Below are 18,951 nucleotides of genomic sequence, written 5' to 3' on the forward strand. Positions count from 1 at the left end.
TCCGATGAAAGGCAGGCGCCATCGCGCTCCCGGGCGTGGCGCCTGCCAACCCCGCTGATTAGACTGCGGGTGCATACGTAAGCAGCAAGACAGCGTTTCCACATGCAATAAAAACAATAATGGCTGGGGCCTTAGGGCCGAGGAAAACACTTATGGCAGGTTATGTGCAGCAAGAAAGCGCCGCGCACGCGAGCAGCGCCGCCAAGGAAGAACGCAAGATCATCATCGCGTCTTCCCTGGGTACGGTTTTCGAGTGGTACGATTTTTTTCTCTACGGGGCATTGGCGGCAGTCATCAGTAAGCAGTTCTTCGCCGGTGTAAACGAAACCACCGCGTTCATCTTCGCCCTGCTGGCGTTCGCCGCAGGCTTCATCGTAAGGCCGTTCGGCGCACTGGTCTTTGGCCGGATCGGCGACATGGTCGGCCGCAAATACACCTTTCTCGCCACGATCGTCATCATGGGCCTCTCGACGTTCGCCGTGGGCTTGCTGCCCGGCTACGCCAGCATCGGCATCGCGGCGCCCATCATCCTTGTCGTCCTGCGCATGCTTCAAGGCCTGGCGCTGGGCGGCGAATACGGCGGTGCGGCGACCTACGTCGCCGAACATGCGCCGAAGAACAAACGCGGCTTTCACACAGGATTCATCCAGTCGACGGCGACATTGGGGTTGCTGCTGTCGCTGGCGGTGGTGCTGGCCTCTCGCCTGATTGCCGGTGACGGGTTCGACACCTGGGGCTGGCGCATTCCGTTCCTGCTGTCGATCGTGCTGGTGGCGATTTCGACGTGGATTCGCATGAGCCTGCATGAGTCGCCGTCGTTCACCAAAATGAAGAGCGAAGGCAAGCTGTCCAAGTCGCCGATCCGCGATTCGTTTACCGTCTGGCCCAATCTCAAAGTGGTGTTGATCGCGCTGTTCAGCGTCAACGCCGGTCAAGCCGTGACGTTCTACGCCGCGCAGTTCTACGTGCTGTTCTTCCTGACTCAAGTGTTGAAGGTTGATCCGTCACTGGCCAATACGTTGCTGATCGTCAGTGTGATCATCGGCGCGCCGTTCTTCGTGTTTTTCGGCTGGCTGTCCGACCGAATCGGCCGCAAGAAAATCATCGTCACCGGCCTGCTGCTGGCGACCGTGCTGTACTTCCCGCTGTTCAAGATGCTCGGCCATTACGCCAACCCGCAGATCGACGCCGCACGCCAGCAGTCGCCGATCGTCGTGGTGGCTGACCCGGCGACCTGCACCTTCCAGTTCGATCCGGTGGGCAAGGCGAAATTCGACAGCCCGTGCGACAAGGTCAAGACCCTGCTGATCAAGCAAGGCCTGCCGTACACCTCGCAATCCGCGGCCGCGGGCACCACCGTGCAAGTCACCGTGGGCAGTACGCAGATCACCGGTTACGACGAAGCCGCGCTGAACGGCGCAGTCAAGGCCGCCGGTTATCCCGCCAAGGCTGACTCCGCGCTGGTGAACGCGTCTGGCGTGGTGCTGGTGATCGTGGCCCTGATGCTGATTGCGACCATGACCTACGGCCCGCTCGCCGCGTTGATGGTCGAACTGTTCCCGACCCGCATCCGCTACACCTCGATGTCGCTCCCCTACCACATCGGCAACGGTTGGTTCGGCGGATTGCTGCCCACCATCTCCTTCGCGCTGGTGGTGTACACGGGCGACATCTTCTATGGATTGTGGTACCCGGTGCTGGTGACGGCGGTGAGCCTGGTCTGCAGCCTGCTGTTCTTGAAGGAAACCAAGGACGTAGACCTCGATAAGGTCTGACCTGCGAATGAGCATCACACTGGAGATCGAGCCCGCTCGCCCTCCAGTGTGTCGCGTTTTTTCTCGTTACCGCAGCGGCGGATGCTCTGCCGACACAGCGTCATTGGCCTCGACGTCCGACATGTCCTCCTCCAGTGGCGCTTCGTCGTCGGGCTTCAGGGGTATTTCCCCCTCGCCTTCGCCCACATCGTCGCTGCCCGGTGGCGGATTGGGGATGACGTCGGGTCTGCCGGGTTCCAGCGGCTCGATGGAGTCGACCGCGTTTTCAGTGCCACCTGGAATGCCTGTTGATGGATTCATTGCACACCTCGCTAGGCCGCGAATGAGTCGCGACATACAGATATGAAGTCCCCCGCCAACGGTTTGTTCGATGAAGTTCGCCAACGGTCGTCACTCGACAGTGCGGCAGCGTCATAAGGCGGCGAACTCCGTGAACGGCACACCCTCTGATGAACAGGTCCTGATCGTTCGAGGCTATGCCCGCCATGAAAAACCTGAAAATCGCCACGTTCAACGTCAACGGCATCGGTGCCCGGCTGCCGAACCTGTTGCAGTGGCTGGAGCGCGAGCAGCCGGACATCGTCTGTCTGCAAGAACTCAAGGCTCCGGACAAAGCGTTTCCTGCCCACGAGATCGAAGCGGCGGGCTATGGCTCGCTGCACCTGGGGCAGACGTCGTGGAACGGGGTCGCAATTCTGGCCCGTGACACCGAGCCACTGCTGATCCGTAAAGGCTTGCCAGGGGAAGAACAGGACACCCAGGCGCGGTATCTGGAGGCCGCCGCCCATGGCGTGGTGGTCGCGTGCCTGTACCTGCCCAACGGCAACCCGCAGCCCGGCCCCAAGTTCGACTACAAACTGCGCTGGTTCGAGCACCTGATCCAGCACGCCGAATCATTGCAGGCCAGCGACCACCCGGTGGTGATGGCCGGCGACTTCAACGTCGTGCCCACGGACGAAGACATCTACAACCCCCGCTCATGGCTGAAAGACGCCCTGCTGCAGCCCGAAAGCCGCGACTGTTATGCCCGGCTCCTCGCCCAAGGCTGGCTGGACTCGCTGCGGCACCTGTACCCGGACGAGCGCGTCTACACCTTCTGGGATTATTTCCGTCAGCACTGGCAGAAGAATTCCGGCTTGCGCATCGACCATTTGTTGGTCAATCCGGTGCTCGCTCCACACCTGAAAGATGCCGGCGTCGATGCTTGGGTGCGCGGCGAAGAACACCCCAGTGATCACGCCCCGACCTGGATTCGCCTGGGTGCCGCCCGCAAAGCCAAACCTCGAAAAAACGCGCGGAAAAAGACAAGCGCCGACAAATAGAGCGTCATCGAACAATCGGTTGAACTAACGCGTCTGCTTCAGGATCACTTTTAACGCGCGCACTGAGCGCAAATCCCCTTCGCGAGCCCTGTTGCTCGCGGCTTTGGTACAGGTCGATGAACGACAAGGAGCTCACGTGACCGACACTGCCTACTCCCCCTACCGCCACCTCCCCGGCCCGCTTCACGCGATTCTGCTGGCGGGCACGGTCCCGTTGTTTCTCGGCGGGCTGCTCAGCGACATCGCCTACTACAACAGTTACCTGATCCAATGGAGCAATTTCGCGTCGTGGCTGATTGCCGGGGCCATGCTGTTCTGTGGCCTGGCGTTGCTGTTTGCGCTGGTCAACCTGATCCGGGCGGAGCGCAAATCCGGCCGCCCGGTCCTGTATTTCCTGCTCCTGCTCGTCACGTGGGGGCTGGGCTGGATCAATTCATTCGAACACGCCAAGGACGCCTGGGCCGTGATGCCGTCGGGGCTGATTCTGTCGGTGATCGTGACCGTGCTGAGCATCGTTTCCGCCTGGATCGGTCTGACCAACCTTCGCTCGGGAGACGCACGATGAAACCTGCCTTTGCACTGACTGCCCTGTCCATGTCCCTGCTGCTGAGCGCTTGCGGTGCAGGAAAGGACAACCCGCAAGCCCACGGCCCCGACCCGAAAATGCCCCAGGCTGAACGCGGGTTGCTGCCGAGCATGAAAATCGCCGAGCCGGTGGCCTGGGGTGACCAGAAACCCAAGGTGCCCGAGGGTTACAGCATCTCGGCGATTGCCACTGACCTGAAAGTGCCGCGCCAGACGCTGGTGTTGCCCAACGGCGACATTCTGATCGCGGAAGGCAAAGGCGGCACCGAAGCGCCGAAGCTCAAGCCCAAGGACGTGATCGCCAGTTACATCAAGGCCGAAGGCAACACAAAGGTCAAAGGCGGCAACCGCCTGACCCTGTTGCGGGATGCCGATGGCGACGGCAAATACGAGATGAAGACCGTGTTCGCCGAAAACCTCAACGCGCCGTATGGGCTGGCCTACGCGAACGGCAAACTGTACGTCGCCAACCAGGACGCGCTGGTGCGCTTCGACTACACCGACGGCCAGACCAAGGCCACGGGCGAGCCCGTGACCGTCACCGAGCTGCCAGCGAAGATCAATCACCACTGGACCAAATCACTGGCCATCACCCCGGACGGCAGCACGCTGTACGTGGGCATCGGTTCGAACAGCAACGTCACCGAGCGTGGCATGGAGGTCGAACTGGACCGGGCGCAAATCTGGCAGATCGACGCCAAGACTGGCGCGCACAAACCGTACGCCACGGGCACCCGTAACCCGACGTCGTTGAAAATCCAGCCCGGCACTGGGGTGCTGTGGGCCGTGGCCAACGAGCGGGATGAATTGGGTGAAGACCTGGTGCCGGATTACCTGACGTCGATCCGTGAAGGCGCGTTTTACGGCTGGCCGTACAGCTATTGGGGCCAGAACGTCGACACCCGCGCCCAGCCGCAAGACCCGAAAAAGGTTGCGCTGGCAGTCAAACCGGATTACAGCCTCGGTTCTCACGTGGCCGCGCTGGGTCTCGACTTCTCGATCCCGGCCATTGGCGACAAGTTCGCGGATGGCGTTTTTGTCGGCGAGCACGGCAGCTGGAACCGCGAGAACCCGGTGGGCTACAAAGTGGTGTTCGTGCCGTTCAGCAACGGTAAGCCTTCCGGGGAGCCGGTGGATTTCGCCACCGGTTTCCGAGGTGACGACGGCAAGACCCGAGGCCGGCCGGTCGGGGTCACGGTGGACCCTCGCGGTGGCGTGATCATTGCGGATGACCTGTCCAATACGGTCTGGCGTGTAACGCGCAATCGTTGAGTTTGCATCTTTGATACCAGAAAGGGAGGCGGCTGTTCCGGCAGCGCCTCCCGCGTCCTGACAACCCTCCCCCCTCTTCCAGACGCTAGCTTTCCGTTCGGCGCGCTATCCCGTGTTGCCGCAGTTTGCGGTACAGCGTATTCCGACTGATGTTCAGCCGACTGGCAACCCGACCGATGTGCCAACGCTCTTCATCGACCAGCGCCATGAGCGTCTGCCGCTCCGATGCACCGAGAGGGTCCTCGCAGTCGGTCTCTGATGCCGGTGGGGCAGGAAGCAACTCCAACGCATCCTCAAGCGAGATGCGCCCCTCCCACGCGAGTGCGACCAGCGTACGAAGGCAGATTCGAAGTTGCCTCACATTCCCCGGCCAGGCCTGTGCCATCAGGTGTTCACGCACGCCGGGTTCCAGCTGGATCGCAGTGTCGCCAGCTTCCTTGCGCAGCAGAAAGTCGAGCAGCGGACCCTTGTCCGAACGCTCACGCAGCGGTGGAATCTGCACCGTGAACCCGCCAAGGCGATAATACAGGTCTTCACGAAAGCGCCCTGCCACGACACTTGCCTGAAGGTCCTGGTGGCTCGCACTGATGAGCCGAATGTCGATCGGACGTGGCGCACCGCTGCCCAGCGGCACCACTTGCCGCTCTTCAAGCACGCGCAACAGCCGGGTTTGCAGTGCCAGCGGCATGTCGCCGATTTCATCGAGAAACAGAATGCCGCCGTGGGCCTGTTCGAGCTTGCCGACCATGCCCTCCTTGCGGGCCCCGGTGAAGCTGCCACCCTGATAGCCGAACAGCTCGCTTTCGATGAGGCTTTCCGGGATCGCCGCGCAGTTGATGGCGACGAACCGCTGATTCGATCGTGAACTCGCACGGTACAACGCCGCCGCGAATGCCTCTTTACCGGTCCCGGTTTCACCCTGCAAAAACACCGGCACGTCCCGTTCCAGCACCCTGAGCGCACGGCTCAGACCGCGCTGCAAGCGCTCGTCCTCCATGCAGAACTGGTCATCGTTGATGTGCGGCAGCGCACGCCTGGCGTTGAGAGCCGTCGGCGTCGCGATGCGAACGGGTGCGCGCAACTGACCGTAAAACAGGCGACCGTCGACCAATCGCATGGGCCAGCACAGGGTGGGCTGATGGCTTGAATACCGGATGACCTGCTCAGCAGGCATTTCGAGCATCGTCGACAGGGACTGCCCGATCAATTGATCCCGCGTGGCCCCCAGAAGATCCAGCGCCGCCTGATTCACCGAACGTATGCGGGCCGTGTCATCAAAGCTGACCAGCCCTTCGCCCAGCAGCCCGACGAACCGCGCTTCGGGGTGAAACCGAAGGAGGTACAGCTGGGGTTCATGGCCCAGAAAGAAACAGTTTTCGATCAGTTTGGCGGACAGGTTGGTCAACGCCATCGCTTGCAGCATGGCGGAAGGGCTCTGGTCCTCCCGCGCCGAGGACAGGTTCAGTACAGCGAGCAACTCGCCCTGGTCGTCGAACACAGGACTGGCCGAACAACTCAACCCGGCGTGCTTTCCCCGAAAATGCTCATCCCGGCGAATGGTCACCTGCTGACGCTCCACCAGGCACGTTCCGACCCCATTGGTGCCCTCGACGTCCTCCCCCCACATCGCGCCGAGCCAGAGGCCCGCTCGCTGGAAGTCGGTGCGTTCCGCGTCATTGAACACGCTGTCGATCACCACACCCTGGGCATCGGTCAGCATGACCACATGGCCATCGCCCCCCAGCTGCTGGTGCAGGCTGCTCATCTGCCAGCGCGCCACCTTGATGATGTGTTCAAGGGGTGCGCGATGGGCGTTGAGGGTGTGGTTTTCCAGCACATTGGGCGGGCGTCGGCTGGCCGGGTCCAGCCCGTGTTGGTCCAGGCAGCGACGCCAGGACCGGGTGATCGCGGGGTCTTTCGCAAAATCGGCAGTCTTCGGCGAGCCCTGTACAGCCTGCAGCACCTGCTGGGCATGGGCGCTGAGCAATGCGGACGTCATATTTTTATTCTCCGCTGCATATCGGTATGCACTTTATTCCGCAGCTTAGGCGAAAAGGCCAGCCCGTGCGGCTTCATCTGCCCAATGTGACACTTTGTTCAGCGTGATTTCCAAATGCGTGACACATCACTGGCAACGGGGGCGTTGGATGTGGGCTCGCGTCGCTCCGGTGCGCTGTCCAGAGCGGTTTTTCCGACGTGGCCCGGGGTTTGCTCAGCTCACGGGCCACAACAACAAAAAACAGGGAGAAGCCCCATGAATGTTGCGATTGAAACCCCGTTGCAAACCCCCACTGCCCAACTCAGCGACTGGCTTGCGCGCCTGAGTGATCACCTCGCCCAGCGAGACATTCCCGGTACGCTGGAGCTGTTCGCAGAGGAATGCTATTGGCGGGATTTGCTGCTGTTCAGCTGGAACCTGGTGACCCTCGAAGGCAAAGCCTCCATTTCCGACCTGTTGACCGAACGGCTCGAACAGACAAAACCGGACCACTGGAACGTGGACGGCGAAGCGACCCTCAACGACGGCGTGCTGGAAGGTTGGATCACGCTGGAAACCGTCGAAGCGCGCGGCAAGGGTTACGTGCGTCTCAAGGACGGTGTGTGCTGGACGCTGTTGACCACCATGCGTGAACTGAAGGGCCATGAAGAACCCAGCGGCCGTCGCCGTCCATTCGGCGCCAACCACGGTCATGGCCATGCCGACAAACGCAACTGGCTGGAACGCCGTCGCGATGAAGAAGCGTCACTGGGCATCACCACGCAGCCCTATTGCCTGATCGTCGGCGGCGGGCAAGGCGGTCTCGGTCTTGCCGCACGCCTCAAGCGCTTGGGCGTGCCAACGCTGATCATCGACAAGGCGGACCGGCCTGGCGACCAATGGCGGGGGCGCTACAAATCCCTGTGCCTGCATGACCCGGTCTGGTACGACCACATGCCGTACCTGCCCTTCCCCGATCACTGGCCGGTGTTCACGCCGAAGGACCAGATCGGCGACTGGCTGGAGATGTACAGCAAGGTCATGGAGCTCAACTACTGGGCGCGCACCGAATGCGTGAATGCGCGCTTCGACGAGCCGTCCCAGACCTGGCGCGTCGAAGTGGAACGCAACGGCGAGCGTCTCGTCTTGCAGCCGACCCAACTCATTCTGGCGACCGGGATGTCCGGGGTGGCCAACGTTCCTGCGTATCCCGGCGCCGACGCCTTCAAGGGGCAACAGCACCACTCCAGCCGTCATCCCGGTGGCGATGCGTGGAGTGGCAAGAAAGCGGTGGTGATCGGCGCAAACAACTCGGCTCACGATATTTGTGCCGACCTGGTGGAAAACGGCGCCGACGTGACGATGGTGCAGCGCTCATCTACCCACATCGTGCGTTCCGACAGTTTGATGGAACTGGTGTTCGGCGGGCTGTATTCGGAAGACGCCGTGGAAAGCGGCCTGACCACGGACAAGGCGGACATGCTGTTCGCGTCGATCCCGTACAAGGTGATGCCGAGTTTTCACAAGCCGGTGTTCGAAGCCATTCAGGAACGTGACAAGGATTTCTACGACGGTTTGAGCAAGGCCGGGTTCATGCTCGATTTCGGCGATGACGATTCCGGGCTGTTCATGAAGTACGTGCGTCGCGGGTCGGGTTACTACATCGACGTTGGCGCCTCCGAGTTGATCGCCAATGGCACGATCAAACTCAAAAGCGCGCCGAACCTTGGTGTCGAGCGGATCGAAGCCGATGCCGTCATTCTCAACGATGGAACGCGTCTGCCGGCTGACCTGATCGTCTACGCCACCGGGTACGGCTCCATGAACGGCTGGGCGGCGAAGCTGATTTCTCAGGAAGTGGCCGACAAGGTCGGTCGGTGCTGGGGACTGGGGTCAGGCACCACCAAAGACCCAGGCCCGTATGAAGGAGAACTGCGCAACATGTGGAAGCCGACGCAACAGGAAAACCTGTGGTTTCACGGCGGCAACCTTCACCAGTCGCGGCATTACTCGCTGTACCTGGCGTTGCAGTTGAAAGCGCGGTTCGAAGGGTTGCCGACGCCGGTGTACAAGCTGGCTGAGACGCACCATATCGATTGAGGTAAGAAAGCAGTCCGATGCCGGGTTTCGGCATTGGACTCGTCATCCACTCCCACAGGTTCAGCAGGTGTCGCAGCTCTCGGGCTTGACACAGCCCTCGTGGGAGACGCCGGAGGGACGACGGCAGCGACAGCGGTGGATCAGCGGAAGATGCGTGGTCTGATACGCCGCTGTCGCGGCCGTCGCATAGCTCCGGCAGCTCCCACAGGTCTTGCGTCAGCCCCGATTCTCGATACGCCACCACCCTCGTGGGAGACGCCGAAGGTACGACGGCAGCAACAGCGGTGGGTCAGTGGAAGATGCGTTGTCTGAACCATCGCCTTCGCGGCCGTCGCACAGCTCCGGCAGCTCCCACAGGTCTTGCGTCAGCCCCGATTCTCGATACGCCACCACCCTTGTGGGAGACGCCGGAGGTACGACGGCAGCGACAGCGGTGGGTCAGTGAAAAATGCGTTGTCTGATACACCGCTTTCGCGGCCGTCGCACAGCTCCGGCAGCTCCCACAGGTCTTGCGTCAGCCCCGATTCTCGATACGCCACCACCCTCGTGGGAGACGCCGGAGGGACGACGGCAGCGACAGCGGTGGATCAGCGGAAGATGCGTGGTCTGATACGCCGCTGTCGCGGCCGTCGCACAGCTCCGGCAGCTCCCACAGGGACAACGTCGGACCCTCGGCATTGGCGCGCCACCACCCTCGCCAAATCCTCACAACCCCTCCCATCCCCCACCGAGTGCCGCTTGAAGTTGCACACTCGCGGTAAGTTGCGTCGCCACCAGGCTCAACAACGTCTGCCGCTCATTGAGGCTGGTGGCCTGCGTCGTCGCGACATCCAGATAATCGATCACCCCGGCTTCGTACTGATCCCGACTCACCGACGCCGATTCTTCCGCCGATTGCGCGGAGTTGCGACGCGCCAGCAATTCCGGTTCCAGCGTGCGCAGTTCCACCAGATAATCCTCCACCTCCCCTAATCCCGTCAGCACGGTCTGGCGGTAGGTGGCGACGGTCGCGTCGTAGGCGTGGCGGGCCTGATCGACGCTGGCTTCGGTGGCGCCGAAATCGAGGACGTTGCCGGTCAGGCTCGGTCCGATGGACCAGAAGCGGTTCGGGATCGAGAACAGGTTGCTGATCGTCGAGCCTTGATAGCCTCCGCTGGCGCTCAGCGTCAGGTCGGGGTAGTACGCAGCGGTCGCCACGCCCACTGCCGCGTTGGCCGCGGCCATTTGGCGTTCAGCCGAGGCGATGTCCGGGCGGCGTTCCAGCAGGCGGCTCGGCACACCCGTCGGCACGTTGGGCACGTGGTACTGCCAGGCTGGGTCAGCCGCCAGTGCAAAGTCGGCCGGGGGTTTGCCGATCAGCAGCGCGATGGCGTGTTCGAACTGCGCCCGCTGCCACTGCAGATCAAGCATTGAGGCTTGGGCGCTCTGCAGCTGCGTTTTGCCGGTGGCGAGATCCGCCCGCGATGAAATCTGCTCGTCGTACTTGTTCTGAATGATCTGCAAATAGCGCTCGTAACCGGCGATGGTCTCGCGGTAGAGCACGATGCGCTGGTCCAGCACCCGCAATTGAAAGTAATCCTGGGCCAGTGACGATTGCGCACTGAGGGTGGCGTTGGCCAAATCGGCCGCGCTGGCCTGGGCACTGGCGCGGTCCTGCTCGGTGGTCCGGCGCAGCTTGCCCCAGATGTCCGCTTCCCAGCTCAAATCAAGGCTCGCCGAATATTCCTTCCGCACCCCGCCCGCGCTGCTGCCCCCGGTGGTGCCACTCGTGCCGGACGAAGAGCCCGTGCCCGTTTCACTGCGCGTCCCGGACCCCGTGGCGTCCAGCGTCGGGAACAGATTTGCACGAGATTGCCGCACCAGCGCCAACGCCTGCTGGTACTGCGCGGCGTACAGCGCGACGTTCTGGTTGTTGAGCTGCACCTGATCCACCAGCGCGTTCAGTTGCGGGTCCTGATACCGCGTCCACCACGGACCTTTCGGCACAGCGTCTTGCGGACTGGCCGCCTTCCAGCCTTCGGCCTCCTTGAAAGTCGCCGAGATCGGCGCGGTGGGCCGGTGGTAATCCGGGCCGACCATGCAGCCGCTCAACAGGCCGCTGGTCAGCACCACGAAAAGACACAAACGGGAAAACGGTGGAGCGTTCATTCATTCAACCCTGTCAGTCAGCCGGGCACGTGAGTGCGGCGAATACGCGTGTGCCAGACGTGCCGGGAGGCACGGCTCAAGCGATCGAGATAGAGGTACACCACCGGCGTGGTGAACAGCGTCAGCACTTGGCTCAACACCAGGCCGCCGGCGATGGCGACCCCCAGAGGCTTGCGCAGGTCGGCGTCGCCGCCACTGCCGAGCGCCAACGGCAAGGCGCCGAAAAACGCCGCCAGTGTGGTCATCATGATGGGCCGGAAACGCATGCGGCAGGCTTCGATGATCGCCTGCTCCGGCGGCAGATGACGGTCTCGCTCGGCCATCAGCGCGAAGTCGATCATCATGATCGCGTTCTTTTTGACGATGCCGATCAACAGCAGAATGCCGATCAGCGCGATCACCGTCAGCTGCATGTTCACCGCCTTGAGCAATAACAGCGCCCCTACCCCGGCCGATGGCAAGGTCGAGAGGATGGTCAGCGGGTGAATGTAGCTCTCGTACAGCACGCCCAAAACGATGTAGACCGCCAGCAACGCTGCCGCGATCAGCCAGGGCATGCTCGCGGCGAGGGCGGCATAGGCTTGAGCGGTGCCCGCGAAACCGTATTGCACGTCGCGGGGCATGCCGACCTTGTCCACCGCGTTGTTGATCGCCACGGTCGCCTGATCCAGCGAAACACCGTCCTGCAAGTTGAACGCGATGGTGCTGGTGGCCGACTGGCCCTGGTGCGCGACGGCCAGCGGCGCGTTGTCCGGGCTGAAGGTGGCGAAGGCGGTCAGCGGCACTTGCTGGTTGTCACTGTTGATCACGTACATGCGGTCGAGCATGGTCGGGTCTCGGGTGTAGAACGGGTCCAGGCCCATGACCACGTGGTATTGGTTGAGGGTTTTGTAGAGGGTCGCGACCTGGCGCTGGCTGTAGGCGTTGTTCAGCAGGTTGTCGATGTCGGTGACGCTCACGCCCAGCCGGCTCGCTGCGGCGCGGTCGATGTGCAGCTTGAGTTCTTGCCCACCGGTTTGCGCATCGGAGTCGATGCCCGTCAGTTCCGGCAAGGCGCGCAAGGCGGTCTCGACCTTCGGTTCCCACTGGCGCAACACGTCCAGATCGTCCGCCTGAAGGCTGAACTGGTACGTGGCGTTGGCGCTGCGCCCGCCAACGCGAATGTCTTCCGCCGGGGTCAGGAACACCTGAATCCCTGCTGACGTGTTATTCGCTTTGGTGAGACGGTTGGCGATCACCGCCGCGCTGCTGGTGCGCTGGGTGTAATCCTTGAGCCGCACGAAGAAGTCACCGGTGTTGCGCGAGCCTGCCCGCCCGCTGCCGGTGGACGACATCACGGCTTCAACGTCGGGGTCTGCCGCCAGATCGTGGGCGATTTTCATCAGGTACGGCTTGAGGGCCTGAAACGAAATGTTCTGGTCGGCCCGCACCGCGCCCATCAACACCCCGGTGTCCTGGGCCGGAAAGAAACCCTTCGGCACCGTGGCGTACAGGTACACGTTGAGCACCACGGTCAGCAGCAGGCTGAACAGGGTCAGCAGCCGGTGACGCATGACCCAGCCCAGCGCCGTGATGTACGCGCCTTGCATTCGGGCCAGTCCGGCTTCGATCCAGCGATACAGCCGCGGCTCAGAGGCATCGTGCGCCGGTTGGCGCAACAGCAACACGCACAGGACGGGCGTCAGGCTCAGGGACACGATCATCGACAGCCCCAGCGCGATGCTCAACGTCACGGCGAACTCACGAAACAGCCGCCCGACAATGCTGCCCATCAGCAGAATCGGGATGAACACCGCGATCAGGGACAGGGTCATCGACAGCACCGTGAAGCCCACTTCCCGGGTGCCCATCAGCGCTGCACGCAGCGGGCGCATACCCATTTCCTGATAACGGGCGATGTTTTCCAGCACCACGATGGCGTCGTCCACCACAAAACCGGTGCAGATGATCAGCGCCATCAGCGACAGGTTGTCGAGGCTGTAGCCCAGCAAATACATCAGCGAGCAGGTGCCGATCAGCGACACCGGCAACACCACCGCCGGGATCAGCGTCGCCCGCACGTTGCGCAGGAACACGAAGACCACGGCGATCACCAGCAGCGTGGCGATCAGCAGGGTTTCCTCGGTGTCGTGCAGGGACGAGCGTACCGTCGGGCCCCGGTCGATGACGCTGATCAATTGCACGTCGCCGGGGATTTCGCGTTGCAATTCGGGCAACAGCGCCTTGATCCGGTCGATGGTCTGCAACATATTCGCGCCCGCCTGGCGGGTCACGCCGAGGGTCACGGAGGGCTGGCCGTTGTAATAGCCGCCGACGAAAGCGTCTTCCACCGAGTCATAGACGTTGGCCACGTCCCGCAGGTGCACGGCGCTGCCGTTCTGGTAGGTGATCACCAGCGCCTGGTAATCCGCGGCCTTGTCGATCTGGTCGTTGGCGTCGACCACCCAACTCTGCCCGTCGCCCTGCAAGATGCCCTTGGGCTTGGCTTTGGTGGCGTTATTGATGACGGTGCGCACGGTTTCCAGCGAAATGCCCGCGTGGTTCAGCAGGTTCGGCTGGATGTCGATCCGCACGGCCGGCAACGCACCGCCGCGCACCGACACTTCGCCGACGCCGTTCACCTGCGCGACTTTCTGTTGCAGCTTGCTGTACGCGAGGTCGTAAAGCTCGCCGGGGCTGCGGGTGGACGACGTCAGCGCCAGCATCAACACCGGCGCTTCGGACGGGTTGGCCTTGCGGTAGGTCGGCAACGACGGCATGGAACTGGGCAACAGGCTGCGGGAGGCGTTGATCGCAGCTTGCACGTCCCGGGCGGCGCCGTTGATGTCGCGGTCGAGTTCGAATTGCAGGATCAGCGTGGTCGAGCCCTGGCTGCTGGTGGACGTCATCTCGGTGATCCCGGCGATCTGTCCGAGGCTGCGTTCCAATGGCGTCGCTACCGTGGCGGCCATGGTTTCGGGACTGGCCCCCGGCAACGAGGCGCTGACCATGATCGTCGGGAAGTCCACCTGTGGCAGCGGCGCGACGGGCAGCAGGGTGTAGCCGAGAATCCCGGCCAGCGTGATGCTCAGGCTCAGCAGCAAGGTGGCAACCGGGCGCCGGATGAACAGCCGCGAGAGGTTCATGCCTCGCCTCGGTCAACGCGGGTGCTGCCACGGTTGAAGCGCGCCTTGGCCCGTTCCGACAGGCGATCGAACAGCAGGTAGATCACTGGCGTGGTGAACAGCGTCAGCACCTGGCTCAGCAGCAACCCGCCGACGATCACCAGCCCCAGCGGACGCCGCAGTTCCGCGCCCGCCCCGGTCGCCAGCATCAATGGCAAGGCGCCGAACAATGCTGCGAGGGTGGTCATCAGAATCGGCCGCAGACGCAGCAGAGCGGCGCGATGAATCGCATCGCGAGCGTTGAGGCGTTGCTGCTGACGGCCTTCGAGGGCGAAGTCGATCATCATGATCGCGTTTTTCTTGACGATGCCGATCAGCAGAATCACCCCGATCAGCGCAATCAGGCTGAATTCGGTGCCGGTCAGCAACAGCGCAAGCAACGCGCCGATGGCCGCCGAGGGCAAGGTCGACAGAATCGTCACCGGGTGAATGAAGCTCTCGTAGAGCATGCCCAGCACGATGTACATGGTCACCAGCGCCGCGAGAATCAGCCACAGCGTGTTGCCGGTGGCGGTCTGGAAGGCTTCGGCGGCGCCCTGATAACGCAGGGTAATGCTGGTCGGCGCGGCCAGATCGGTCATGACCTGAGCGATGGCCTGCTGCGCCTGCTCCAGGGAATAGCCGTCCGCCAGGTTGAACGACACCGTCACGGCCGGGAATTGATCCAGCCGGCTCAACGACAGCGAACCGGTGCGCTGCCCGACCTTGGCAATGTCGGTCAGGCGCACCATCTGTGCAGGTGTTGTGGTGGTCGTGGACGTCGCCGTGCTGCTGGTGCTCGACGACGCGCCGGTCGTGGCCGTGGCGTTGGTGGTGCCCGTTGCAGCCGACAGGTAAATGTTGTCGAACGCCGCGAGGTTCTGCTGAAACCGCCCCGGCACTTGCAGCACCACGCGGTACTGGTTGGACTGGGTGAAGATCGTCGAAATCAAGCGCTGGCCGAAGGCGTTGTACAGCGCGGTATCGACATCTGACGCGCTGATCCCGTAACGCATGGCCGCCGCACGGTCCAGCTCGACATAGGCCACCAGCCCCTGATCCTGCAGGTTGTCGATGACGTCGCGCATTTCCGGGCGCTGTTGCAGTTTCTCCATCAGCTTCGGCACCAATGCCGAGAGGTTCGCGCTTTCCGAATCGTCGAGGGTGAACTGGTACTGGCTGGGGGTCAGTTGGTCATCGACGGTGAGGTCTTGCGAGGACACCAGATTGAGCTGAATCCCGGCCACCGCGCTGGCGGCTTTTTCCAGACGGGTGATGACCTGAGTGGCGGTTTCGTCCCGGTCTTCGAAGGGCTTGAGGTCGATCTGCAAGCGCCCATTGTTCAGTGAGTCATTGTTGCCATCGACACCGATGGTGGACGACACCGACGCCACGGCCGGATCCTGACGCACCACCTCCACCATCGCCTGCTGCCGCCGCGCCATTTCGCTGAACGACACGTCTTGAGAGGCCCGAGTAAAGCCCTGGATCAGCCCGGTGTCTTGAGTCGGAAAGAAGCCCTTGGGCACGACGAGGTACAAAAACGCGGTGAGCGCGACGGTGCCGACTGCCACCAGCAACGTCAGCTTCTGGTGATCCAGCACCCACACCAGCCCCCGGTCGTAGCCGTCCAGCACCTTTTGGTACTGCCGGTCGCCCCACGCGGCAAAACGGCCCTTCCCTTCTTCGGGCACATGGCGCAGCAGGTGCGCGCAGAGCATCGGGGTCAGGGTCAACGAGACGATCATCGACACCAGAATCGCCACCGCCAGCGTGATGGCGAATTCGCGGAACAGTCGCCCCACGACGTCGCCCATGAACAGCAGCGGAATGAGCACAGCGATCAGCGAGAACGTCAGCGAGATGATGGTGAAGCCGATTTCCTGCGAACCCTTGAAGGCCGCCGCCATTGGCTCTTCGCCTTCCTCCAGGTGCCGGGAAATGTTCTCGACCACCACGATGGCGTCGTCGATGACGAAGCCGGTAGCAATGGTCAGCGCCATCAGCGTCAGGTTGTTCACGCTGAAACCGGCGAGGTACATGACGCCAAACGTGCCGATCAGCGACAGCGGCACCGCGAGGCTGGGAATCAAAGTGGCCGTAAAACTGCCGAGAAAGGCGAACGTCACCAACACCACGAGCCCGATGGACAGCATCAGCTCGATCTGCACGTCCTTGATCGACGCACGAATGGTCTGGGTGCGGTCACTGATCACGGTCAGCTTCACCGAATCCGGCAGCGCCGACTGCAAGGTCTGCAACTTCTGCTCGATGCTGTCGACCACTTCGATGACGTTGGCGCCAGGCTGACGCTGCACCGCGATGACAATGGCCGGCTGGCCGTTGGCGGTGGCGGACAGGTACTGGTCCTGAGGCGCCTCGGCGGTGGTGGCGACGTCCTTGAGGCGCAGGGCCGAGCCGTTTTCGTAGGCGAGGACCAGTTCGCCGTACTCCACGGCATCCCGCAGCTGGTCGTTGGCGTCGATGGTGATCGAGTGCGACGGCCCGTCGAAGCCACCCTTGGAGCCATTGACGTTGGCGGCGTTGACCTTGTCGTAGACGTCTTCCAGCGTCAGGCCGTGGGCTGCGAGGCTGGTGGGGTTGACCTCTATTTTCACCGCTGGCTGCTGACCGCCCGCGAGGCTGACCATGCCGACGCCAGAAATCTGCGACAGCTTGAGGGCGACGCGGGTGTTGATCAGGTCCTGCACGCGAGTCAGCGGCAGGCTGTCAGACGTGGCGGCGAGGGTCAGCACGGCGGTGTCGGCGGGGTTGACCTTCTTGTACGTCGGCGGGTTCGGCAAGTCGCTGGGCAGCAGGCTGTTGGCGGCGTTGATTGCGGCCTGTACTTCTTGCTCGGCAACGTCCAGTGACAGGTCGAGGGAAAACTTCAGCGTGATAACCGAGGCCCCCGCCGAACTGGTGGAATACATCTGCGCCAAACCGGCCATTTGGCCCAACTGGCGTTCAAGCGGTGCAGTGACCGCCGACGCCAACACGCTGGAACTGGCGCCGGGATAGAGCGTACTGACCTGAATCGTCGGGTAATCGACTTCGGGTAATGCCGAGGTCGCGAGCAAACGGTAGGCGAAAATACCGGCCAGCATCACCGCCAGCATCAGCAACATCGTCGCGACCGGACGCTGGATAAACAGCCGTGATGGGTTCATGGGGCGGTGATACCGGCAGTACGCTTGCCGGTTTTTTCGGTGGCGATGTCCGTGCCGGCCTTCTCGATTTCGACCTTGCTGCCGTCACGCAAGTGATCGATGCCCCGCGTCACCACCTGCTCGCCCAGCGCCACGCCCTCGGTGATTACGGTCTGATCGCCCATGACGGGGCCGACCTTGATGCTGCGACGGTTGACCTTGCCGTCCTTCACTGCATACAGAAACTCGCCCGTGCTGCTCAACTGCACGGCGGCTGATGGCACGACGACGGCATTGTGCAGGGTGTCGGTCGTCAGCTTCACGTTGACGAACTGGTTGGGGTAGAGCTTTTCATCCGGGTTATCGAACTGCGCCTTGAGTTTGATGCTGCCGGTGTTGGTGTCGATTTCGTTGCTGATGAACTTCAGTGTGCCGCTGGCCAACGGCGTGGTGCCGAGTTGATCGAGGGCCTGCACGCCCAGCGATTCGCCTTTGCGCACTTTCGGCAAGAGCGACGCCAATTGCGCTTGCGGCAGGCTGAACGTCACGGCGATGGGGTTGGTCTGGGTGACGGTGACGATGCCCGTGGTGCTGCTGGACGACACGATGTTGCCGGGGTCCACCAGGCGCAGGCCGACGTAGCCGTCAATGGGCGAGACGATTTTGGCGTAGACCAGGTTCAGTTTCGCCGCATCGATCTGGCCCTGATCGGCCTTCACCGCACCGGCGTACTGCCCGACCGTGGCCATCTGGGTGTCCAGGTCCTGTTTGGCCAGCGAGTCCTTGGCGAAAAGCCGTTTATACCGTTCGGCAGTCAGTTGCGCGCTTTTGAGCAGCGCCTGATTCTGGGCCATGTCGCCCTGGTACTGATCGAGCGTGGCCTGATAGGCTCGAGGGTCGATCTGCGCCAGCAACTGGCCTTTTTTCACGTACTGGCCTTCAGTGAAGTACACCGCCATCAGCTCACCGTCGACACGGCTGGTGACCGTGACCGAATAATTCGGGATCACCGTGCCCAGCGCCTGCTGAATCACCGGTACATCCGCTGCTGCTGCCGTCCCGACCGCCACGCTCACCGTGGCGTTGGGGTCCGTCATCCCCGGCCCGGCATGACGTCCGCCGGGGCTGGCAGGCACGGCGCTGCCGTCACGCTGGGTCGGCGCATTGGCGGGCGTGTGCCGAAGGTAAAGAAAGACAGCGACGAGGGCTGCGACTATCAGGAGCGCAATGACAAGGATGCGCTTGCGTGAACGGGCTGCCGGGATCTGGGTCATGGGGGACTTCTGCTGGACAAGGGATAACGCGTGCAACGGTCAACGACGCGGCTTGGAACGCGGTCGGTGTAGTGTCATTTAGCCCTCCATGGAGAGTTGTAACAAGCTGTAAAGATGACCTTTTCAGATTATTTACATTGTGAAAGCCCCGTCATTTTTATCGCCAGAAAGTTCCATCCCTACTATTCAATTAGACAGATGTCTA

General features: G+C 62.5%; 11 protein-coding genes. 5 read left to right on the forward strand and 6 right to left on the reverse strand.

The genetic code is table 11. The features are described 5' to 3' along the window. Positions 1–152 precede the first annotated feature (152 nt). On the forward strand, positions 153–1,775 hold the full coding sequence (locus AAEO81_RS16900; protein WP_341958005.1) for an MFS transporter: 1,623 nt from the start codon (positions 153–155) through the stop codon (positions 1,773–1,775). Positions 1,776–1,841: 66 nt separating this feature from the next. On the opposite strand, the gene AAEO81_RS16905 is transcribed toward AAEO81_RS16900, so the two are convergent. Next, positions 1,842–2,075 (reverse strand): hypothetical protein, encoded by a 234-nt coding sequence (locus tag AAEO81_RS16905; RefSeq protein WP_341958007.1) that lies wholly within the window; start codon positions 2,073–2,075, stop codon positions 1,842–1,844. 185 nt (positions 2,076–2,260) lie between these two features. Here AAEO81_RS16905 and xth point away from each other — a divergent pair, with 185 nt between their 5' ends. The 3 genes from xth (at position 2,261) to AAEO81_RS16920 (ending at position 4,954) form a co-directional block, all read left to right on the forward strand. After that, on the forward strand, positions 2,261–3,097 hold the full coding sequence (xth, locus tag AAEO81_RS16910; RefSeq protein WP_341958011.1) for an exodeoxyribonuclease III: 837 nt from the start codon (positions 2,261–2,263) through the stop codon (positions 3,095–3,097). A gap of 136 nt (positions 3,098–3,233) precedes the next feature. Beyond that, positions 3,234–3,662: a DUF2231 domain-containing protein gene (locus AAEO81_RS16915; RefSeq protein WP_341958013.1), complete on the forward strand. Its 429-nt coding sequence runs from the start codon at positions 3,234–3,236 to the stop codon at positions 3,660–3,662. After that, positions 3,659–4,954, forward strand: a complete 1,296-nt coding sequence (locus tag AAEO81_RS16920) for a sorbosone dehydrogenase family protein (protein WP_341958015.1) — start codon at positions 3,659–3,661, stop codon at positions 4,952–4,954. Before AAEO81_RS16915 ends, AAEO81_RS16920 begins: the two co-directional genes overlap by 4 nt. Before the next feature lie 85 nt (positions 4,955–5,039). Here the strand turns inward: AAEO81_RS16920 and AAEO81_RS16925 are convergent, their stop codons facing one another. Then, positions 5,040–6,953: a sigma-54-dependent Fis family transcriptional regulator gene (locus tag AAEO81_RS16925; protein ID WP_341958017.1), complete on the reverse strand. Its 1,914-nt coding sequence runs from the start codon at positions 6,951–6,953 to the stop codon at positions 5,040–5,042. Between the two features lie 255 nt (positions 6,954–7,208). Here AAEO81_RS16925 and AAEO81_RS16930 point away from each other — a divergent pair, with 255 nt between their 5' ends. After that, positions 7,209–9,032 (forward strand): NAD(P)/FAD-dependent oxidoreductase, encoded by a 1,824-nt coding sequence (locus AAEO81_RS16930; protein WP_341958019.1) that lies wholly within the window; start codon positions 7,209–7,211, stop codon positions 9,030–9,032. A 705-nt stretch (positions 9,033–9,737) separates the two neighbouring features. On the opposite strand, the gene AAEO81_RS16935 is transcribed toward AAEO81_RS16930, so the two are convergent. From AAEO81_RS16935 to AAEO81_RS16950, 4 genes are read right to left on the reverse strand one after another with little or no spacing between them, the layout of a single operon-like run. Next, entirely contained in the window at positions 9,738–11,180 is a 1,443-nt protein-coding gene (locus AAEO81_RS16935) for an efflux transporter outer membrane subunit (protein WP_341958021.1), read from the reverse strand. Positions 11,181–11,197: 17 nt separating this feature from the next. Then, positions 11,198–14,305 carry an efflux RND transporter permease subunit gene (locus tag AAEO81_RS16940; protein WP_341958022.1) on the reverse strand — a complete coding sequence of 1,036 codons (3,108 nt, stop codon included), beginning with the start codon at positions 14,303–14,305 and terminating at the stop codon, positions 11,198–11,200. Further along, positions 14,302–17,493: an efflux RND transporter permease subunit gene (locus tag AAEO81_RS16945; RefSeq protein WP_341958024.1), complete on the reverse strand. Its 3,192-nt coding sequence runs from the start codon at positions 17,491–17,493 to the stop codon at positions 14,302–14,304. Before AAEO81_RS16945 ends, AAEO81_RS16940 begins: the two co-directional genes overlap by 4 nt. Further along, positions 17,490–18,746 (reverse strand): efflux RND transporter periplasmic adaptor subunit, encoded by a 1,257-nt coding sequence (locus tag AAEO81_RS16950; RefSeq protein WP_341958026.1) that lies wholly within the window; start codon positions 18,744–18,746, stop codon positions 17,490–17,492. The genes AAEO81_RS16945 and AAEO81_RS16950 overlap by 4 nt, the downstream gene beginning before the upstream one ends. Positions 18,747–18,951 lie beyond the last annotated feature (205 nt).

This window comes from Pseudomonas sp. RC10 (genome assembly GCF_038397775.1).
GTDB lineage: Bacteria > Pseudomonadota > Gammaproteobacteria > Pseudomonadales > Pseudomonadaceae > Aquipseudomonas > Aquipseudomonas bambusae.